At 62.6% G+C, this 17,521-nt stretch carries 17 protein-coding genes; 7 read left to right on the plus strand and 10 right to left on the minus strand.

The features are described 5' to 3' along the window. Window positions 1–8 precede the first annotated feature (8 nt). From BM116_RS11210 to BM116_RS11235, 7 genes are all read right to left on the minus strand, one after another. The gene (locus BM116_RS11210) at window positions 9–992 is read right to left on the minus strand and encodes a GlxA family transcriptional regulator (protein ID WP_083724791.1); all 984 of its coding nucleotides are present in this window, start codon (window positions 990–992) and stop codon (window positions 9–11) included. 181 nt (window positions 993–1,173) lie between these two features. Beyond that, entirely contained in the window at window positions 1,174–2,361 is a 1,188-nt protein-coding gene (locus BM116_RS11215) for a thiolase family protein (protein WP_083724789.1), read from the minus strand. Window positions 2,362–2,513: 152 nt separating this feature from the next. Further along, on the minus strand, window positions 2,514–3,326 hold the full coding sequence (locus BM116_RS11220; protein ID WP_083724787.1) for an SDR family oxidoreductase: 813 nt from the start codon (window positions 3,324–3,326) through the stop codon (window positions 2,514–2,516). Window positions 3,327–3,445: 119 nt separating this feature from the next. Then, entirely contained in the window at window positions 3,446–4,087 is a 642-nt protein-coding gene (locus BM116_RS11225) for a tRNA-uridine aminocarboxypropyltransferase (RefSeq protein WP_083724785.1), read from the minus strand. Between the two features lie 98 nt (window positions 4,088–4,185). Beyond that, complete coding sequence (gene ccoM, locus BM116_RS19300) at window positions 4,186–4,302, minus strand: cytochrome c oxidase subunit CcoM (RefSeq protein ID WP_328586205.1); 117 nt, start codon at window positions 4,300–4,302, stop codon at window positions 4,186–4,188. A gap of 83 nt (window positions 4,303–4,385) precedes the next feature. Then, on the minus strand, window positions 4,386–4,565 hold the full coding sequence (locus BM116_RS11230; protein WP_083724783.1) for a hypothetical protein: 180 nt from the start codon (window positions 4,563–4,565) through the stop codon (window positions 4,386–4,388). A gap of 62 nt (window positions 4,566–4,627) precedes the next feature. Next, complete coding sequence (locus tag BM116_RS11235; RefSeq protein WP_083724781.1) at window positions 4,628–4,900, minus strand: hypothetical protein; 273 nt, start codon at window positions 4,898–4,900, stop codon at window positions 4,628–4,630. A 230-nt stretch (window positions 4,901–5,130) separates the two neighbouring features. On the opposite strand from BM116_RS11235, the gene rapA reads away from it, so the two are divergent. Further along, window positions 5,131–7,971 carry an RNA polymerase-associated protein RapA gene (rapA, locus tag BM116_RS11240; protein WP_083724779.1) on the plus strand — a complete coding sequence of 947 codons (2,841 nt, stop codon included), beginning with the start codon at window positions 5,131–5,133 and terminating at the stop codon, window positions 7,969–7,971. Here rapA and BM116_RS11245 read toward each other — a convergent pair. Beyond that, window positions 7,946–9,121, minus strand: a complete 1,176-nt coding sequence (locus BM116_RS11245; RefSeq protein WP_083724777.1) for a patatin-like phospholipase family protein — start codon at window positions 9,119–9,121, stop codon at window positions 7,946–7,948. The two genes, rapA and BM116_RS11245, sit on opposite strands and share 26 nt — an antisense overlap. Then, on the minus strand, window positions 9,121–10,080 hold the full coding sequence (locus BM116_RS11250; protein WP_083724830.1) for a lipid A biosynthesis lauroyl acyltransferase: 960 nt from the start codon (window positions 10,078–10,080) through the stop codon (window positions 9,121–9,123). Before BM116_RS11250 ends, BM116_RS11245 begins: the two co-directional genes overlap by 1 nt. Before the next feature lie 111 nt (window positions 10,081–10,191). On the opposite strand from BM116_RS11250, the gene minC reads away from it, so the two are divergent. From minC to BM116_RS11275, 5 genes are all read left to right on the plus strand, one after another. Next, window positions 10,192–10,965 carry a septum site-determining protein MinC gene (minC, locus tag BM116_RS11255; RefSeq protein ID WP_083724775.1) on the plus strand — a complete coding sequence of 258 codons (774 nt, stop codon included), beginning with the start codon at window positions 10,192–10,194 and terminating at the stop codon, window positions 10,963–10,965. A 135-nt stretch (window positions 10,966–11,100) separates the two neighbouring features. Further along, on the plus strand, window positions 11,101–11,910 hold the full coding sequence (gene minD / locus BM116_RS11260) for a septum site-determining protein MinD (protein WP_083724773.1): 810 nt from the start codon (window positions 11,101–11,103) through the stop codon (window positions 11,908–11,910). After that, the gene (gene minE, locus BM116_RS11265; RefSeq protein WP_083724771.1) at window positions 11,911–12,168 is read left to right on the plus strand and encodes a cell division topological specificity factor MinE; all 258 of its coding nucleotides are present in this window, start codon (window positions 11,911–11,913) and stop codon (window positions 12,166–12,168) included. It abuts the gene before it with no gap. A 43-nt stretch (window positions 12,169–12,211) separates the two neighbouring features. Next, window positions 12,212–12,847: an RluA family pseudouridine synthase gene (locus BM116_RS11270; protein ID WP_083724769.1), complete on the plus strand. Its 636-nt coding sequence runs from the start codon at window positions 12,212–12,214 to the stop codon at window positions 12,845–12,847. A gap of 34 nt (window positions 12,848–12,881) precedes the next feature. Next, window positions 12,882–14,177, plus strand: coding sequence for a M18 family aminopeptidase (locus tag BM116_RS11275; protein WP_083724767.1), 1,296 nt, complete (start codon window positions 12,882–12,884; stop codon window positions 14,175–14,177). A 178-nt stretch (window positions 14,178–14,355) separates the two neighbouring features. Here the strand turns inward: BM116_RS11275 and BM116_RS11280 are convergent, their stop codons facing one another. After that, a complete protein-coding gene (locus tag BM116_RS11280) occupies window positions 14,356–15,309 on the minus strand; it encodes an NAD(P)H-quinone oxidoreductase (protein ID WP_083724765.1) in 954 nt (317 codons plus the stop codon). A 95-nt stretch (window positions 15,310–15,404) separates the two neighbouring features. Between BM116_RS11280 and BM116_RS11285 the strand changes: the two genes are divergently transcribed. Next, on the plus strand, window positions 15,405–17,501 hold the full coding sequence (locus tag BM116_RS11285; protein WP_083724763.1) for a carboxy terminal-processing peptidase: 2,097 nt from the start codon (window positions 15,405–15,407) through the stop codon (window positions 17,499–17,501). The last annotated feature ends 20 nt before the right edge of the window (window positions 17,502–17,521 follow it).

Below are 17,521 nucleotides of genomic sequence, written 5' to 3' on the forward strand. Positions count from 1 at the left end.
CGGTTCAATCAGGCACTGCCCTCGGCAGTCTGCTGTGCCCGCCGCTGATTGCGATCTTCGCGCGGCGTGACGCCAAAACAATTGCGATAGGCACTGGAAAAATGCGGCCCGGATGAAAACCCACAGGACAGGCCTATCTGAATAATCGACTTACTGGTCTGCAACAGCATTTGGCGCGCCCGATTGAGCCGCAACTCCAGGTAATACTGCGACGGTACGCTGTTGAGATACTGCTTGAAAATGCGCTCCAGCTGCCGCCGTGACACGCAGACGTGCCGAGCAATTTCGTCTGTGGTCAGCGGCTCTTCAATGTTGGATTCCATCAGAATGACCGCCTGGGTCAACTTGGGATGGCTACTGCCCAGCCGATTGCGCAGTGGCATACGTTGCCGCTCGCTACCGTCGCGGGTGCGCTCAATCACCAGGTCCTCGGCAACCAGCGCCGCCAGATCCTGTCCTTGCTCCTGCGCCAATACGCTGAGTAGCAGGTCAGTGCTGGCAAGGCCGCCACTGCTGGTGGCCAAATTGGCGCTCTGCACAAATAGCTGGGTGACGGCCTCCACTTCCGGGAAGCGCTCGCGAAATTCGTCAAGCATGCGCCAGTGCACCGCGCAACGAGCGCCATCAAGTACACCGCACGCTGCAAGCACCGCGACGCCCGCCTCCAAGCCACCGACCAGCACACCAGCGGCCACCCATTCGGCAAGCTGCGGCGCCAGCCAGTCGGGCAACGAGTCAACCGCATGCAGGTGCTCGGCCACCAACCACAGCTGGCTAAAACCGGCAGCGCAGCCCTGCAGCGGCGCGGGCTGCAACAGCAGACCATCCGCCGCGCGCACTGATTGCTCCTCAAGCGTGCAGCATTCGATCTGGTAAAGGGGCTCTTCGGCCATGCGATTGGCCGACAACAGCACCGATAGCGCGGGCATCAGACTGCCGGGGTGAGCACCGGGCAGCAGCACGAAGACGACTCGCCGCAGCTCAGTCGCCATCTGTGTATGTCCTGCCAGGTTGAATGCTCACGCGCTTTTTCCGTCCGAGCCAGCAAAACCGCATTGTGCCATAAGGCCGGCTACCAATCACCGCAGTGCGCCGCGCTTTGTGCAACAAAAAAGGCGCCTTCCTTACGGAAGACGCCTTCTGTCATCGGGGCCGCTGACGCGGCCGCGCCGATCAGCCGCGATAGGCTTCGAACAGGCCGGTTGCGCCCATGCCACCGCCAACACACATGGTGACGATGCCATAACGCTTGCCGCGACGCTGCAGCTCACGAACCAGGTGACCCACCTGACGAGAACCCGTCATGCCGAACGGGTGACCAATGGAGATGGAGCCGCCGTTGACGTTGTACTTCTCGTTGTCGATCTTCAGGAAGTCACGAGCGTACAGGCACTGGGAAGCAAAGGCTTCGTTCAGTTCCCACAGATCGATGTCTTCAACAGTCAGGCCACGGGATTTCAGCAGCTTCGGCACGGAGTAAACCGGACCAATGCCCATTTCGTCAGGCTCGCAACCGGCAACAGTGAAGCCACGGAAGTAGGCCAGCGGCTTCAGGCCCAGCTCCAGCGCCTTGTCCAGGCTCATGACCAGCGTCATGGAAGCGCCGTCAGACAGCTGAGAAGCGTTACCGGCAGTCACGGAACCGTCTTCGGCAAACACCGGCTTCAGGCTGTTCAGGCCTTCGATGGTGGTGTCGGGGCGGTTGCAGTCGTCGCCTTCAACAACGCCGTCAACGATGGTTATTTCGCCAGTAGCCTTGTCCTGAACCTGATACTTGACGTTCATCGGCACGATTTCGTCGTCGAACAGACCTTCGGCCTGAGCGCGGGCGGTACGCTGCTGGCTCTGCAGTGCGTAGTTGTCCTGCTGCTCACGGGTAACGTTGTAGCGGCGCGCAACGATCTCGGCAGTCTGACCCATCGGGTAGTAGATGCCCGGGAAGTCTTTTTCCAGGATCGGGTTGACGAAGTTGTCAGTGTTGCGGCTCTTGGCAGTCATGGTGATGGACTCAACACCACCGGCAACGATGGCGTCGGAGCAGCCGGAAGCAACCTGGTTGGCAGCGATGGCAATCGCCTGCAGACCGGAAGAGCAGTAGCGATTCAGCGTCATACCGGCAACGTCGATGCCCATTTTGGACAGCACGGCAACGTTACGGCCGATGTTGTGACCTTGAGCGCCTTCGTTGGAGCCGGCACCGACGATGCAGTCGTCGATCATCTTGGGGTCAATGCCAGTGCGCTCAATCAGCGCGTTGACACAGTGGGCCGCCATGTCATCCGGACGGGTCATATTGAACTTGCCGCGGAAGGACTTGGCCAGACCGGTGCGGACGCTGTCGACGATTACGACTTCACGCATTGCGATAACCTCATTGCTTGCCTAGGGGTTCAGACGGGCAACCCGTCAAAGGTCGCCAAGCATACTGCCCCAAGGCCACAACAGGAAACACAATAGACGCAGCTGATAAAACGCCATAGTCCGTCGACAGAAGGCTGCCGACGGACCGGCCTTCAGTTGACGGGCACGCGTTTGGCCGCCAGACGGAACATCTCGTCGTAGATAACCTGCGGATCAGCGCGTTTTTGCTCCAGCGCCAGCCGCCCGCGCTCGTGCGGCAGAATCATGAACTGATCCGCCTCACTCTCGCGATAGGTGATATCTGCCACATCGGCAGCGCTGATGGGGGAGTTCTCCAGCAATTTGGCCATATCGTCGCGTGCCTGAGTGTCCGGCCCGTGGTACGAGGCCAGCAGGTTGGTCTGGAAAAACGACGGACAAACCACGTTAACCTTGATGCCCAGCGGGTGCAGCTCAGCCAGCAAACTCTCCGACAGCGCCACCACCCCGGCCTTGGCTACGTTGTAGTTGCTCATACCCGGCGTTTGAATATGGGCAGCCATAGAGGCAATATTGATGATGCGGCCTGCACCCTGACGCATGAACAGCGGCATGAACGCCTTGCAGCCCTTGACCACGCCCATCAGGTTGATGCAAATCTGCGCGTCCCAGTCTTCCAGCGACAGGTCCCAGAACAGGCCGCCTGATGCGATACCAGCATTATTGATCAGCACGTCCACGCCCTGCAGTCGCTCATCGCAGCTCTGCGCCAACGCAGCCAACTGGCTGAAGTCACGGACATCACAGCGCTGAGTAAAGGCCCAGCCACCGGCCGCTGTGGCAAGGCGTCGGGTTTCTTCCAGCCCGTCATCGTTAATATCTGCCAGCGCCAGCCGCGCCCCTTCCCGCGCGTAGCGCAGTGCCAGCTCCCGCCCCAGGCCACTGCCTGCGCCCGTAATAACGACCCGCTGTCCTGTTGCTTGCATGCGATCCCCTTAATTGTTCTTGTTGTGCCACAGGCGACGGCCTGTTCTGCGCAGTCTAGCGAGCCCACTGGGCCGAGCCAGCGCTAGCGGGGGATAATAAAAGCTGTGAATGCGCGACTCTATTCGCCGGCCCGGTCGGGCCCGGCGCCATAGTTCTGAAGGTAACGCGCCTGGCCCATCGCGCGGATCTGCCCCTCGATCAACGCCTCGAACGGCGCCAGCAGCGCATGCTTGTCAAAACCGGGATGCAATACAGCAAGCGCCTCGGCCCCGGCCTCAATAGTGGACAACGCGCCCGGCTGCGGCACCTTGCGCAGGCGATAACGGCTGACCAGCCCGTCAGGCAGACACACCTGCGCCATCGTCTGTAAAACGGGGTTGAGATAAACCAGCTTGCGCGCCTTGCGCCAGGTGCCGTCGAGCAGCACCAGCCGCCGGGGGCGCACGTCAGCGGGCGCAGGCGCCAATACCTGCGCCCGCTCGCCAGGGAACAGCAGCTCGTTGCGCCATTGAGGGTCCTGTAAACGCCTTATCCAGGCGGGATGCTCCTGCAGGTTTTCGGTGACCAACAGATGCGCATTGACCAGCCCCGGCACCAAAAGGCGCGCCGTATTAAGCGCATGGGAGGCTTCATCGGGATGCTGGATCACCAGCACCTGGGTTGGCGGCCACAAACGGGGAATCAATGAACACAGGCACTGGGCCTGCGGGCGGGCGCACACCGGGCAGCGGACGCGGCCGACTGAAGGATTGGCAGACATAACGGATAACCAGACAACGGTGATTACCCATTATGCCCGCGCGGCAAGCGCAGGTCAGGGCAAAAAACGCCTCGCCCACCGCGCTCGACCGTTTAGTTTTACTTGGTCTTTTTCTTGTGCGCGTCGCGCCAGATGAACAGGCCCACACCGCCCAGAAAGGCCACCATCAAACCTACTGTGATCACACCAGCAATGACTGCTTCATCAACGTACATAACCCACCTCCTGCGTTGGCAATGACTGCAGGTTATGCCGCACAGGGTGTGGGGTTATTGACGCGGGTCAATAAGAGAGACGGCTACTTCTTCTTTTTATTGCGGCGGCCTTTTTTGCCGGCCTTGCCGGGGCCTGGCAGCGGCAGTGCGCGGGAAAAGGCATCGCGCATGGCCTCCAGGCGGGCATCGTGAATATCGTGAATACGTTGACGACGGGCTTGCCCCAGGTCGATCACGTCACCACTGCGATTGTCGTCGGTCATGGTTCCACTCACTGTATAAGGAAGCGCTGCCCACCAGCGCATTCCACTCAGCGCTCAGACTATCAAACTTCGATATCGACAAGCAGCCCCTTCTCCGGCAGCTCCAGCTCGTCTGCGCCAACCTGACGCTCCTCGGGTGACTGCTCCTGGCGAGTATGCACACGACGCTTGCGGCGCCGACGCTCCGGCCAGCGGCCACGGTCATTCTGACGCCGCTCGACCTGAGGCGTAGCCGCATCATGCAGCGGCTCGCTGGCCGCCGAGGGCTTGACCTCGCGACTGCTTTTGATTGCGTCATTTTGCGCACCGGCTGGCGGCAAACCGGGTATCAGCATGCTCTGTTCCCTCGTCAACATCGTCCCTGAAGACCAGCTACTACACTGCTATATCGACCGCGGGTTCGCCGCCTTTACTCGCCCGACAGTGACCTGGCGCACAAAGCGGATACTTTTTAACCAACTTGAATGTCCCACCACCGCTCGGTAAAGGCAAGCCGCCGGTTCCGGGATGGCGGGTGATCGGGTACGATATGCGCCTTTTTTTTCGGCACCATCAGGAGAGTGGCATGACGGCTTTTATCCCGGGACAGCGCTGGGTCAGTGACAGCGAAGCAGAACTGGGGCTGGGCACCGTCCTGTCGCAGGATGACCGCGTGGTGATCGTGCTGTACCCGGCCAGCGGCGAAACCCGCCATTACGCCCTGCGCAACGCGCCGTTGACCCGTGTGCGCTTTAGTCCGGGCGACGCCATCAGCCACCACGAAGGCTGGCAACTGGTAGTCAGCGATGTCACCGAGGCCGATGGCCTGCTGGTCTATCATGGTCTGCGCGAAAATGGCGAAAACACCAGCTTCCCGGAAACCATGCTGGATAACTTCATCCAGTTTCGCCTGGCCAGCGACCGCTTGTTTGCCAGCCAGATCGACCCGCTGCCCTGGTTCAGCCTGCGTTTTGAAAGCCTGCGCCACTTTTGTCGCATCCAGCGCTCGCCGCTGCTGGGCCTGGCCGGCGTACGCACGCAACCCATCGGCCACCAACTGCATATTGCGCGCGACGTCGCCGACCGCATGGCGCCCCGCGTCCTGCTGGCCGACGAGGTAGGCCTGGGCAAGACCATCGAGGCGGGCCTGATTCTGCACCGCCAGCTGCAGACCGGCCGCGTGCGCCGGGTGTTGATCGTGGTGCCGGAGAACCTGCAGCACCAGTGGCTGGTGGAAATGCGCCGCCGTTTCAACCTGCAGTTCGCTCTGTTCAACGCCGACCGCTGCGACGGCGCAGAGAGCAACCCCTTCGAGGAAGAGCAACTGGCGCTGGTGGCGCTGGAGTTTCTGCTGGAGAACACCACCGCACAGGACTACCTGCTGCAAGCCGACTGGGACCTGCTGGTGGTAGACGAAGCTCATCACCTGGTCTGGCACGAGGACAACCCGAGCCCCGAGTACACCCTGGTCGACACCCTGGCCCGCCAGACGCCGGCCGTGCTGCTGCTCACTGCCACCCCGGAGCAACTCGGCCAGGCCAGCCACTTTGCGCGCCTGCGGCTGCTCGACCCGGATCGCTTTCACAGCCTGGAGGACTTCATCCAGGAAGCGGAGCGCTATCAGCCCGTCGCCGAAGCCGTGCAGCACCTGCTTGAACAGGACCAGCTCAGTGAGGAGGACCGCAACGCCATCGCCGGCTGGCTCGGTGACAGCGCCACCCCACTGTTCGCCGCGCTGGACAAGGGCGGCGATGAAGCGCCGGCCGCGCGTGACAGCCTGGTGCGCCAGCTGCTCGACCGGCATGGCACCGGCCGCGTGCTCTACCGCAACACCCGCGCCGCAATTGCGGGCTTCCCCGAGCGCGACCTGCACGCCTACCCCCTGCCCTGCCCTGAGCAATATCAGGACCTTGAAGGTCAGGTGGCGCTCTACCCGGAGCAACCACTGCAGGCCGATTTTGACGGCCAGGAACAGCCCTGGTGGCAGGCCGACCCGCGCGTTGAATGGTTGATCGATACCCTCAAGTTGCTCAAGCGCAACAAGGTACTGGTGATCTGCGCCCACGCCGAGACTGCCCTCGACCTGGAAGACGCCCTGCGCATCCGCAGCGGCATCCCCGCCACCGTGTTCCACGAGGGCATGAGTATCGTCGAGCGTGACCGCGCGGCGGCCTTCTTCGCGGATGAGGAATTTGGCGCACAGGTGCTGATCTGCTCGGAAATCGGCAGTGAGGGCCGCAACTTCCAGTTCGCCCATCATCTGGTGATGTTTGACCTGCCGACCCACCCCGACCTGCTTGAGCAGCGCATCGGGCGCTTGGACCGCATTGGTCAGCAGCACCGTATCCAGTTGCACATCCCTTATCTGGAGGGCACTGCGCAGGCGCACCTGTTCCAGTGGTACGACCAGGCGCTGAATGCCTTCCGTGCAACCTGTCCGACCGGCAACGCACTGCAGCACAGCTACGGCAGCGAACTGCTCCAGCACCTGGATCATCCGGGTACCGATGGCTGGGATGCGCTGATCGAGCGCGCCCGCGACGAACGCCAAGCGCTGGAGCAAGAGCTACACAACGGCCGTGACCGCCTGCTCGAGCTGCACTCGCGCGGCCAGGCCGACGCTGACCAGATGATCGACACCATCGCCAGGCAGGACAGCGACTTCCAGCTGCCGATCTACATGGAGCGTCTGTTTGACGTATTTGGCGTCGACAGCGAAGACCACTCCGACAACGCCCTGATCCTGCGTCCGGGCGAACGCATGCTGGATGCCGGCTTCCCGCTGGGTAACGACGAAGGGGTTACCGTCACCTATGACCGGGATACCGCCCTGTCACGCGAGGACATGCAGTTTCTGACCTGGGAGCACCCGATGCTCCAGGGCGGCATGGATCTGGTGCTGTCCGGTAGCATGGGCAACAGCGCCGTTGGCCTATTGAAGAATAAGGCCCTCAAGCCCGGCACCATGCTGCTCGAGTGCATTTACGTCTGCGAAGCCGTTGCCCCGCGCGCCCTGCAACTGCAGCGGGTACTGCCGCCAACGCCAATTCGCTGCCTGCTGGACATTAACGGCAACAACCTGGCAGCCAAGGTCAGCTTTGACACGCTGGACGGGCAGATCGAGTCGCTACCCCGGCAACTAGCCGTGAAGATCGCCAAGACCCAGCGCGAGCCGGTAGAAGGCCTGCTGAATAAGGCAGAAAAGGCGGCTGACGCCGAGCACCGCAAGCTGGTTGATGACGCTCGCGCTCAGCTGCGCGCCGAGCTGGAAGAGGAAATCGACCGTCTCAAGGCGCTGCAGCAGGTCAACCCGCTGGTGCGCGACGATGAGATCAAGGCGCTGCAACTGCGCCTGGCCGACGGTGACCTTGCCCTGGCGCAGGCCAAGCTGCGGCTCGACGCTATCCGTGTATTGGTGGCAGGTTAAGAAAACGCTGTAACTGATCTCGCTTGGCCAGCGCATCACGCCGGCCAAGCGCGATCAGCTCGCGGGTGTAATCGGCCTCGAACAGCAAATAGCTGACCACGCTACCGCCTGAGGCCCGGGTCGCCCCGCTGCCCCGCAGAAAAGCACGCAAGCTGCGCGGCAGCAGTTTGCGATGACGCGCGGCGATGATATCCAGCGGCTCGCTGGGCGAGATCACCTCGACTTCCACCTGCCGCGGCCCTTTACCATTCATGCGTGACCCGACCGGCAAGTAGCCGGCCAGCGTGTTCATGCGCTCCAGCAACTCGATATCGGCTTCCAGATTATCGACAAAGGTACTGCTGAGCAGGTGACCACCGATCTGCGCCAGGGTTGGCGGCAAGGCGGCACGCAGACGCGGACCACGGCGACCGCCCGCCGGCTGATTGGCCAGATTGTCGGATACCCCGATGACCAGCACCCGATTGGCCCCCAGATGCAGCGCCGGGCTGATCGGTGCCTGCTGACGCACCGCGCCATCGCCAAACCATTCACGATTGAGCTGCACCGGCGGAAAGACCAGCGGAATGGCCGAGGACGCCATCAGGTGCTCCAGCCCCAGCCGCGTTTGCACCCCCAACCGCCGGTGCCGGGTCCAGGGCTGGATGCGGTCGCGCCCCTGATAAAAGCTGACCGACTCGGCCGACTGATAACCGAAGGCGCTGACCGACACCGCCTGCAGCAGACCGGCCTGCAGGGCCTCATCGATCCGCCCGAAATGCAGCGTGCGCTGCAACAGGTTACGCAAAGGCGCATTGTCCAGCATGGCGGTCGGCTGAGAGCTGGGCACGCCCAGCAGGTTGGCCCGTGTCCAGCGCCAGGCCTGGGCGGTGACGCCGAGCCAGTCGCTGCGATAGACCTGATCACAGGAGAACGCCGACCAGACCTGCTGCAGCCGCTCTACCCCCTCGCCAAAATCCTGGGCATTGGTTGCCAGCGCCAGGGCGTTGATCGCCCCAGCCGAGGTACCGCAGATCACCGGAAAAGGGTTACTGGCACCGGCCGGCAACAACTCCGCCAGCACCGACAGCACGCCAACCTGATAGGCCGCACGGGCACCGCCGCCCGAGAGAATCAGCCCGGTAAAGGCGCCGTTCGTCTCACCCAGCATCAGCCACGACGCGCTCTGCGTTTGCGCCGCCGACGCTTGGCGTAGGGGCGCGACTCGCCTTCCGGTCGTGTCTTGAAGCGTCGATGCACCCACATATATTGCTCAGGCTGCTGCGAGATAGCCTGCTCGACCCACTGGTTGATGCGCAGCGCGTCGGCGGTCTCGTTTTCGCCCGGGAAACCTTCCAGCGGCGGGTGTACGGTCAGGCGGTAACCGCTGCCATCGGCCAGACGGGTTTGGGTAAAGGGCACTACCTGCGCCTTGCCCAGGCGGGCAAAGGTACTGGTCGCGGTAACCGTCGCCGCCTGCACACCGAACAGCGGAACAAAAACACTGGCCTTGCGACCGTAGTCCTGATCCGGCGCGTACCAGATCGCCCGGCCTGAGCGCAGCGAGCGCAGCATGCTGCGTACGTCTTCGCGCTCTACCGCCTTGGCATCCAGGTTATGGCGCTCGCGGCCACGGCGCTGAACAAAATCAAAGGCCGCATTGCGGTGCTCACGGTACATGCCGTCAATCGTCACCGCCTGCCCCAGGAGCGCCGCGCCAATCTCCAGCGTGGTGAAGTGCAGCGACATCAGAACCACGCCTTTGCCCTGGGCTGCTGCGTCGTTCAGATGCTCCAGCCCTTCGATGTGCGCCAGGCGCGCCAGGCGCTGCCGTGGCCACCACCAGGCCATGGCCATCTCGAACAGGGCAATACCGTTGGAGGCGAAGTTCTCCCGCAGCAATCGCTCACGGGCAATCTCGGACATCTCGGGAAAACACAACGCCAGGTTGGTGCGCGCCACCTCGCGGCGGTCACTCATCAGATGAAACATCCCCCAGCCCAGCAAGCGCCCCAACCCCAGCAACCAGCGATAGGGTAGCTGCACCACCAGCCACAGCAGCCCCAGTCCCAACCAGAGCAGCCAGTAACGCGGATGCAGCAACGCAGCGGTAAAACCTGGACGATCCATCAGTAGGCCCATTCAGCGAAAACCGACATTCTAACCAAGGCGCTCGCGGCTTGCGATCTGTAGGGGCAATCTATATAAGGAAGCGCTGAATCTTTAGGAACTGGATGGACCATGACTGCTGACACTACCCTCGACCTGCTCGACAACGATCCGGTATTCCACCTCAAGGGCGGCATGCTGACGATGACCCTGGTCGAGCTCATCCGCCTGGCACCGGAGCAGTTCGCCAGACAACTGGCCGAGAAGGTAGAACAAGCCCCCAATTTCTTCGTCGACACCCCGGTGGTGATTGCGCTCGACAAGCTGAGCGAGCCGCTGAGCGACATGACCTTACGTCACCTGCTGAGCATCTGCCGCGATCACGGCCTGCAGCCGGTTGCCCTGCGCGGCGGCGAAGACTTTCGCGCGCTGGCCGGCAATGCCGACATGGTGCTGCTGCCGCCGGGTCGCCAGCGTGAAAAAGCGATTGAAGTAGCCGCAGAACCTGCGCCCAAGCCAGCCCCCAAAGCCGAGCCCGCGCCTGCGCCAGCAGCGCCCGCTCCGCCCCCAGCCCCGGCCGGCGCAGGCAAGATCATCACCGAGCCGGTGCGTGGCGGCCAGCAAATTTACGCCCGCGGCGGCGACCTGATTGTGCTGGCACCGGTCAGCGCCGGTGCCGAGCTGCTGGCCGACGGTCACATCCACGTTTATGGCCCGCTGCGCGGCCGCGCTCTGGCCGGCGTTACAGGCGATCGCCAGGCCCGTATTTTCTGTCAGAGCCTGGAAGCCGAGCTGGTTTCCATCGCCGGCCAGTACAAGGTGGCCGAAGATCTGCGCAAGCAACAATGGAAAGCCCCGGTACAGATCAGCCTGGAGGGTGACAGCTTGAAGATAACCGGGCTTTAACAGATACTGTCATCCCATTCGGGGCGCCCGATTTCTCTGGTCTGTGACCGAGTTCCGCAGCCTTGCATCCACGTCGGGAACCATCACCGCCCGACGTAATCCACTATCAGACATTTTTTCGACAGGAAGGTCATTTTGGCAAAGATCATCGTTGTCACATCAGGCAAGGGCGGGGTGGGCAAAACAACCACTAGCGCCGCCATCGGTACCGGGCTGGCACTGCGCGGTTTCAAGACCGTCATCGTCGACTTTGACGTTGGCCTGCGTAACCTCGACCTGATCATGGGCTGCGAACGCCGCGTGGTTTACGACTTCGTCAACCTGATCAACGGCGATTCCAACATGAATCAGACCCTGATCAAGGACAAGCGCTCGGAGAACCTGTTCATCCTGCCGGCCTCCCAGACCCGCGACAAAGACGCCCTGACTCCCGAAGGCGTCGAGCGCGTACTTGAAGAGCTGAAAGAGAACTTCGACTACATCGTCTGCGACTCCCCTGCCGGCATCGAGAAAGGCGCCCACCTGGCCATGTACTTCGCCGATGAGGCCGTCGTGGTCACCAACCCGGAAGTCTCCTCGGTACGTGACTCGGACCGCATTCTGGGCCTGCTCTCGAGCAAATCCCGTCGCGCCGAGAACGGCGAGAAGATCAAGGAGCATCTGCTGCTGACGCGCTACAACCCCGAGCGCGTCGAAAACGGCGAAATGCTCTCGGTAGCCGATGTCGAAGACATTCTGTCCATTCCGCTGCTGGGCGTCATTCCCGAGTCGCAGGCCGTTCTCAAGGCCTCCAACCAGGGCGTCCCGGTCATCATGGACGACAAGAGCGATGCCGGTCAGGCTTACAGCGACGCCGTAGAGCGTTTGCTGGGCAAGGACGTTGCGCACCGCTTCCTCGAAGCACAGAAGAAGGGGCTGCTGCAGCGCCTGTTCGGAGGGCGTTAAGTGAGCATTTTCGATTATTTCCGTGACCGCAAGAAATCGACGCCCGCGTCGATTGCCAAGGAACGTCTGCAGATCATCGTCGCCCACCAGCGTGGGCAGCGCACTCAGCCCGACTACCTGCCGCAACTGCAGCAGGAAATCATCGACGTCATCAGCAAATACGTTTCCATCGATCGTGAACAGGTGCATGTCGCCCTCGACAACCAGGATGACTGCTCAGTCCTTGAACTGAACATCACCCTGCCGGAACGCCCCTGACCAGCCGGCGCCGCCCACCCGGGTGGCGCCCTCCGGAAGACCCATGCCACTAACCCACATCGGCATCGTGCATCAGGACTCCAGCTTCCTGATTGTCGACAAGCCGACGCTGCTGCTGTCCGTCCCAGGCCGCGCCGAGGACAACAAGGACTGCCTGATCACCCGCATGCAGGAAAACGGCTACCCCGAAGCGCGCATCGTGCACAGGCTCGACTGGGAAACCTCCGGCCTGCTGGTGATTGCCCGCAACCCGGACGCCCACCGCGAGCTGTCACGCCAGTTCCATGATCGCGAGACCGAGAAGGCCTATATCGCCCTGTGCTGGGGCCAGCCAGAGAGCGATGCGGGACACATCGACCTGCCGCTGCGCTATGATCCTCCCAACAAGCCACGGCATATCGTCGACCACGAGCTCGGCAAGCATGCGCAGACCTTCTGGCGTGTACTCGAGCGCCACGCAGACTACTGCCGCGTAGAGCTGACACCGATCACCGGTCGCTCGCACCAGCTGCGCGTGCATATGCTCGCCATCGGCCACCCGCTGCTAGGCGACCGTCTCTACGCAGAAGGCGCCGCGCTGGACGCCTGCCCGCGCCTGGCACTGCACGCCGCGCGACTGGTCATCAGCCACCCGGAAACGGGCGAGCGCATGGCATTTGAGAGCCCCTGCCCGTTCTGAGCAGGTGCCCGTCACCCCGTTGCAGGAGAGTTACATGCAGGACCCAACGCTTCAGGATCTGGCCGATTTCATTGCTGCCTCCCCCACACCCTTTCACGCCACCGCCACCCTGCGCGCGCGCCTGCTGGCGGCCGGCTTTACGGCGCTGGATGAGCGTAGTGACTGGCAGCTGGAGGCCGGCGGGCGTTACCTGGTGACCCGCAACGACTCCTCGCTGATCGCCTTTCAGCTGGGCGCCGAAGGCGCGCTGAGCAAGCGAGGACTGCGCCTGATTGGCGCCCATACCGACAGCCCCTGCCTGCGCGTGAAGCCGCAGCCAGAGAAGGACCAGCAAGGGCTCTGGCAGCTGGGCGTCGAGATCTACGGCGGCGCCCTGCTAGCGCCCTGGTTCGACCGCGACCTGTCGCTGGCCGGCCGCGTCACCTTCCGCAATGCTGACGGCGCGCTGGACAGTCGCCTGATCGACTTCCAGCGCCCTGTTGCAGTAGTACCCAACCTGGCGATCCACCTGAACCGGGGCGTCAACGACGGCCTGGCCATCAACCCGCAGACCGACATGCCGCCCATCCTCGCCCACAGCCTGGATGGCGGGCGCGACCTGCGCGCCCTGCTGGCCAGCCAACTGGCGAGCGAGCACGCCGACTGCGAGGGCGCCCAGGTACTGGATTACGAGCTGAGCTTCTACGACACCCAGCGCCCCGCACAGCTCGGGCTAGACGGTGACTTTTTCAGTGCAGCGCGCCTGGATAATTTGCTCTCCTGCCACGCTGGTCTGAGCGCCCTGCTCGATAGCGACGGCGAGCAGCCCTGCCTGCTGGTGTGTACCGACCACGAAGAGATTGGCTCCAGCTCCTGCTGTGGTGCCGACGGCCCCTTCCTGGAAGACGTGCTGCGCCGCCTGATCAGCGACGACGCCGAGCGTATTCAGGTGATCCAGCGCTCGCTGCTGGTGTCGGCGGACAACGCCCACGCGGTGCACCCGAACTTCGCCATGAAGCACGACGAAAACCACGGCCCCCAGCTGAATGCCGGCCCGGTTATCAAAATCAACAACAACCAGCGCTACGCCACCAACAGCGAAACCGCCGCCTTCTTCCGCGACCTGTGCGCGCGCACCGACGTACCGGTACAAGCCTTTGTGGTGCGCAGCGACATGGGCTGCGGCAGCACCATCGGCCCGATCACCGCCAGCCGCCTGGGCGTGCGCACCGTGGATATCGGCGCACCGACCTTCGCCATGCACTCGATCCGCGAGCTGGCCGGCAGCCGTGATCCGGGCTATTTGATCAGCGTGCTGACAGCGTTCTGCAACAGCGCACAGCTGATCTAAGCACCCCTTCGCGGACACGCTGCGCTTAGTCCGCCCCACGGGCCGGTGCTGTGCTGTAGGGCGGACTAAGCGCAGCGTGTCCGCGCATGCCCCATCACGACTATCGCGCCCAAACACCACAAAAAAGCCCCATGCGTCAGCAACGCATGGGGCTTGATGTGCCGCGATGGACGAACAATCAGTCTTCGCGCAGCAGAATCACCTTACCCACCACCTGATCACGCGCCAACTCCTCAAACGCTGCCTCGGCATCGGCGAAGGAGAAGGTTTTCGCGACCATCGGCTTGAGTTCGCCACTGGTAAACAGCGGAATCAGACGCTGCTCCATATCGGCCAGCAAGGTCGCCTTGAAGTCAGCATCGCGGGTGCGCAAGGTCGAGCCCAGCAGGCTGATGCGCTTGGCCAGTACCTTGGCCAGATCCAGCGTTGCCTCACGGCCGCCCATCAGGCCGATCAGCACCCAGCGCGCATCAACGGCCAGCAGATCCAGATGATCAGCGGCGTAGGTCGCACCAACCGGGTCCAGCGCCACATTGAAAGGCCCGAAGTCCTTGAGCGCGGCAATGCCGTTCTGACGCAGCACGCCACCTTCAGCGCCCAGCTCGACACAGGCATCGAGCTTGTCCTGACTGCCGACACTGACCCAGCAGGGGTTGCCCTGGGCCTTGCACAGCTGAATCGCGGCGGTGCCGACACCACTGGCGCCGGCGTGGATCAGTACCTTCTCGCCCGGGCGCGCATCACCCAGCACAAAGATGTTCAACCACGCGGTGCTGAACACCTCGGGGATAGCGGCGGCCTCGGCCCAGCTCAGGCTATCGGGCACTGGCAGCAGGTGGCGCTGGTCGACTACCACCTCCTCGGCCATGCCACCGCCGGCCAGCAGCGCGCACACACGGTCGCCCAACTGCCAGCGCGAGCCTTCTGCAACCTCGATCACTTCGCCTGCGCACTCAAGGCCCAGCACACCGGTCACACCCGGCGGTGGCGGATACATGCCGGCCTTCTGCAACAGGTCGGCACGGTTCAAGCCAGCGGCCTGCACGCGAATACGCACTTCGCCGGACTTCAGCTCTACAGCACTCTGGGGCTGCCACGTCAGTGCCCCGCCCTCGGCTTGCAATCCTCTCACGCTACCTCCATAGTTCTTATCAATGGTCACCAGCGGGAACTCGCTGTCCCGCGTGCACTCCTAAAAGCATACTCTCTCCGGACGCTATACCCCAGATGAAAGGTTTCCCCCTCCTGCGCCGCACCTGCCTGCTCGCCCTGCTGACTGTCAGCAGCAGCGTTCTGGCACTCGAACAGGTCCCTGCACTGGATCTGGATCAACTGCAACCCACTCGCGATCAGGTAGTCGCCAGCCAGAATACCGTAGAGCTGCTGCGCCGCCACCATTACAACCGCACTCGTCTCGACGATGCCCTGTCGGCGCAGATGTACGACACCTACCTCAAGCATCTGGACCCGCAGCGCAGCCTGTTTACCCAGCAGGACATCGATGCCTTCTCCGGCAACCGTTTGCGTCTGGACGATCTGCTGCTGCAAGGCGACCTGAGTGTTGGTTTTGCCATGCACAAGCGTCAGCTGCAACGCCTGCAGGACCGCCTGAATTTCAGCATTGATCTGGTTGAGAACCAGCTCGACAGCTTCGACTTCAACACCGACCAGGACATTCTGGTCGACCGCGAAGAAGCGCCCTGGGCGAGCGACGAACAGGCACTGCACCAACTCTGGCGCGCCCAGATTAAGGATGAAGTCCTGCGCCTGAAGTTGGCCGGCAAAAGCTTGGACGACATTGGCGAGCTGCTCGGCAAGCGCTATCGCGGACAGCAAATTCGCGTCAATCAGACCCGCTCAGAAGACATCTTCCAGAACTACATCAACGCTCTGGCACAGGTGTACGATCCGCACACGCAATACATGTCGCCAGAGAACGCTGAAAACTTCGACATCAACATGAGCCTCTCGCTCGAAGGCATCGGCGCCGTTCTGCAGAGCGACAATGAATACACCAAGATTGTCCGTCTGGTACCCGCCGGGCCGGCCCAGCGCAGCCAACAGCTGGCAACCAGCGACCGCATCATCGCTGTAGGCCAGGGCGAAGACGAGATGGTTGACGTGGTCGGCTGGCGCCTGGATGAAGTGGTCAAGCTGATTCGTGGCCCCAAAGGCTCACCAATTCGCCTTGAGGTCATCCCGGCCAGCAACCCACCGGGTGACCTGACCAGCAAGGTCGTCAACCTGACCCGAGAAGCCATCAAGCTCGAAGACCAGGCGGCCAAATCCTCGGTAATTGAACTGAACAACAACGGGCACGATTACCGCATCGGCGTGATCGACGTCCCCGGCTTCTATATCGATTTCAAGGCTTACCGCAAGGGTGACCCGGACTACCGCAGCACCACACGCGACGTGCGCCGCCTGCTCGGCGAGCTGAGCGAGCAAAAGGTCGATGGCGTGGTACTGGATCTGCGCGACAACGGCGGCGGGTCACTGCAGGAAGCAACCGAACTGACCGGCCTGTTCATCGACCGTGGCCCGACCGTACTGGTGCGTGACAGCCAGGGTCAGGTGCAGCAGCTCGATGACCCGGAAGCCGGCGTTACCTATACCGGCCCGCTGGCTGTGATGGTCAACCGCCTGTCTGCCTCGGCCTCGGAGATTTTCGCCGGCGCCATGCAGGACTATGGTCGCGCGCTGGTGATCGGTGAATCCACCTTCGGCAAGGGTACCGTGCAGTCTATTCAACCGCTCAATCACGGCGAACTGAAACTGACCCTGGCCAAGTTCTACCGCGTCTCGGGGCAAAGCACGCAGCACCGCGGCGTCGTGCCCGACATCCGCTATCCGTCACTGCTCGACAGCGAAGAAATTGGCGAAAGCGCACTGCCCAATGCCATGCCGTGGGACACCATCCCGCCGGCACGCTACCAGACCAGCAGCCACCTACAGCCCTTTATTGCACAACTGCAGCAGCAGCATGAGGCGCGCGCAGCCAAGGACCCGGACTTTATCTACACCCTGGCCCGCATCGGTCTGGACAACCAGATCAAGGCGCGCGAAACGATTCCGCTGAATGAAGAGAAACGCAAGCAACAACAGGAGGACTATGAAAACCGCCTGCTGGAGCTTGAGAACGAGCGACTCACCGCACGTGGCGAAGAGCCTCTGACAACCCTTGAGGAGAGCGACCCGCTGCTGGCTGAAGTGCACACCGAGGACGAGGACAGCGACCCCAAGGATGACGCCTTCCTGCTCGAAACCAGCCACATCCTCGTTGACCTGCTGCAACTGGAGCATCAGGTCGCCCGCGCCAACTGACAATAGCGCCCGCCCCTGCG

Source organism: Halopseudomonas pachastrellae, assembly GCF_900114765.1.
GTDB lineage: Bacteria > Pseudomonadota > Gammaproteobacteria > Pseudomonadales > Pseudomonadaceae > Halopseudomonas > Halopseudomonas pachastrellae.

Bases quoted from the DNA above. Each gene is read 5' to 3' on its own strand.
- BM116_RS11220 (WP_083724787.1), bottom strand. From the start codon at position 3,326: ATGCAAGCAACAGGACAGCGGGTCGTTATTACGGGCGCAGGCAGTGGC.
- rapA (WP_083724779.1), top strand. From the start codon at position 5,131: ATGACGGCTTTTATCCCGGGACAGCGCTGGGTCAGTGACAGCGAAGCA.
- BM116_RS11210 (WP_083724791.1), bottom strand. From the start codon at position 992: ATGGCGACTGAGCTGCGGCGAGTCGTCTTCGTGCTGCTGCCCGGTGCT.
- BM116_RS11285 (WP_083724763.1), top strand. From the start codon at position 15,405: ATGAAAGGTTTCCCCCTCCTGCGCCGCACCTGCCTGCTCGCCCTGCTG.
- minC (WP_083724775.1), top strand. From the start codon at position 10,192: ATGACTGCTGACACTACCCTCGACCTGCTCGACAACGATCCGGTATTC.
- BM116_RS11275 (WP_083724767.1), top strand. From the start codon at position 12,882: ATGCAGGACCCAACGCTTCAGGATCTGGCCGATTTCATTGCTGCCTCC.
- BM116_RS11230 (WP_083724783.1), bottom strand. From the start codon at position 4,565: ATGACCGACGACAATCGCAGTGGTGACGTGATCGACCTGGGGCAAGCC.
- BM116_RS11235 (WP_083724781.1), bottom strand. From the start codon at position 4,900: ATGCTGATACCCGGTTTGCCGCCAGCCGGTGCGCAAAATGACGCAATC.
- BM116_RS11245 (WP_083724777.1), bottom strand. From the start codon at position 9,121: ATGCTGGGTGAGACGAACGGCGCCTTTACCGGGCTGATTCTCTCGGGC.
- BM116_RS11270 (WP_083724769.1), top strand. From the start codon at position 12,212: ATGCCACTAACCCACATCGGCATCGTGCATCAGGACTCCAGCTTCCTG.
- BM116_RS11225 (WP_083724785.1), bottom strand. From the start codon at position 4,087: ATGTCTGCCAATCCTTCAGTCGGCCGCGTCCGCTGCCCGGTGTGCGCC.
- BM116_RS11215 (WP_083724789.1), bottom strand. From the start codon at position 2,361: ATGCGTGAAGTCGTAATCGTCGACAGCGTCCGCACCGGTCTGGCCAAG.
- BM116_RS11250 (WP_083724830.1), bottom strand. From the start codon at position 10,080: ATGGATCGTCCAGGTTTTACCGCTGCGTTGCTGCATCCGCGTTACTGG.
- ccoM (WP_328586205.1), bottom strand. From the start codon at position 4,302: ATGTACGTTGATGAAGCAGTCATTGCTGGTGTGATCACAGTAGGTTTG.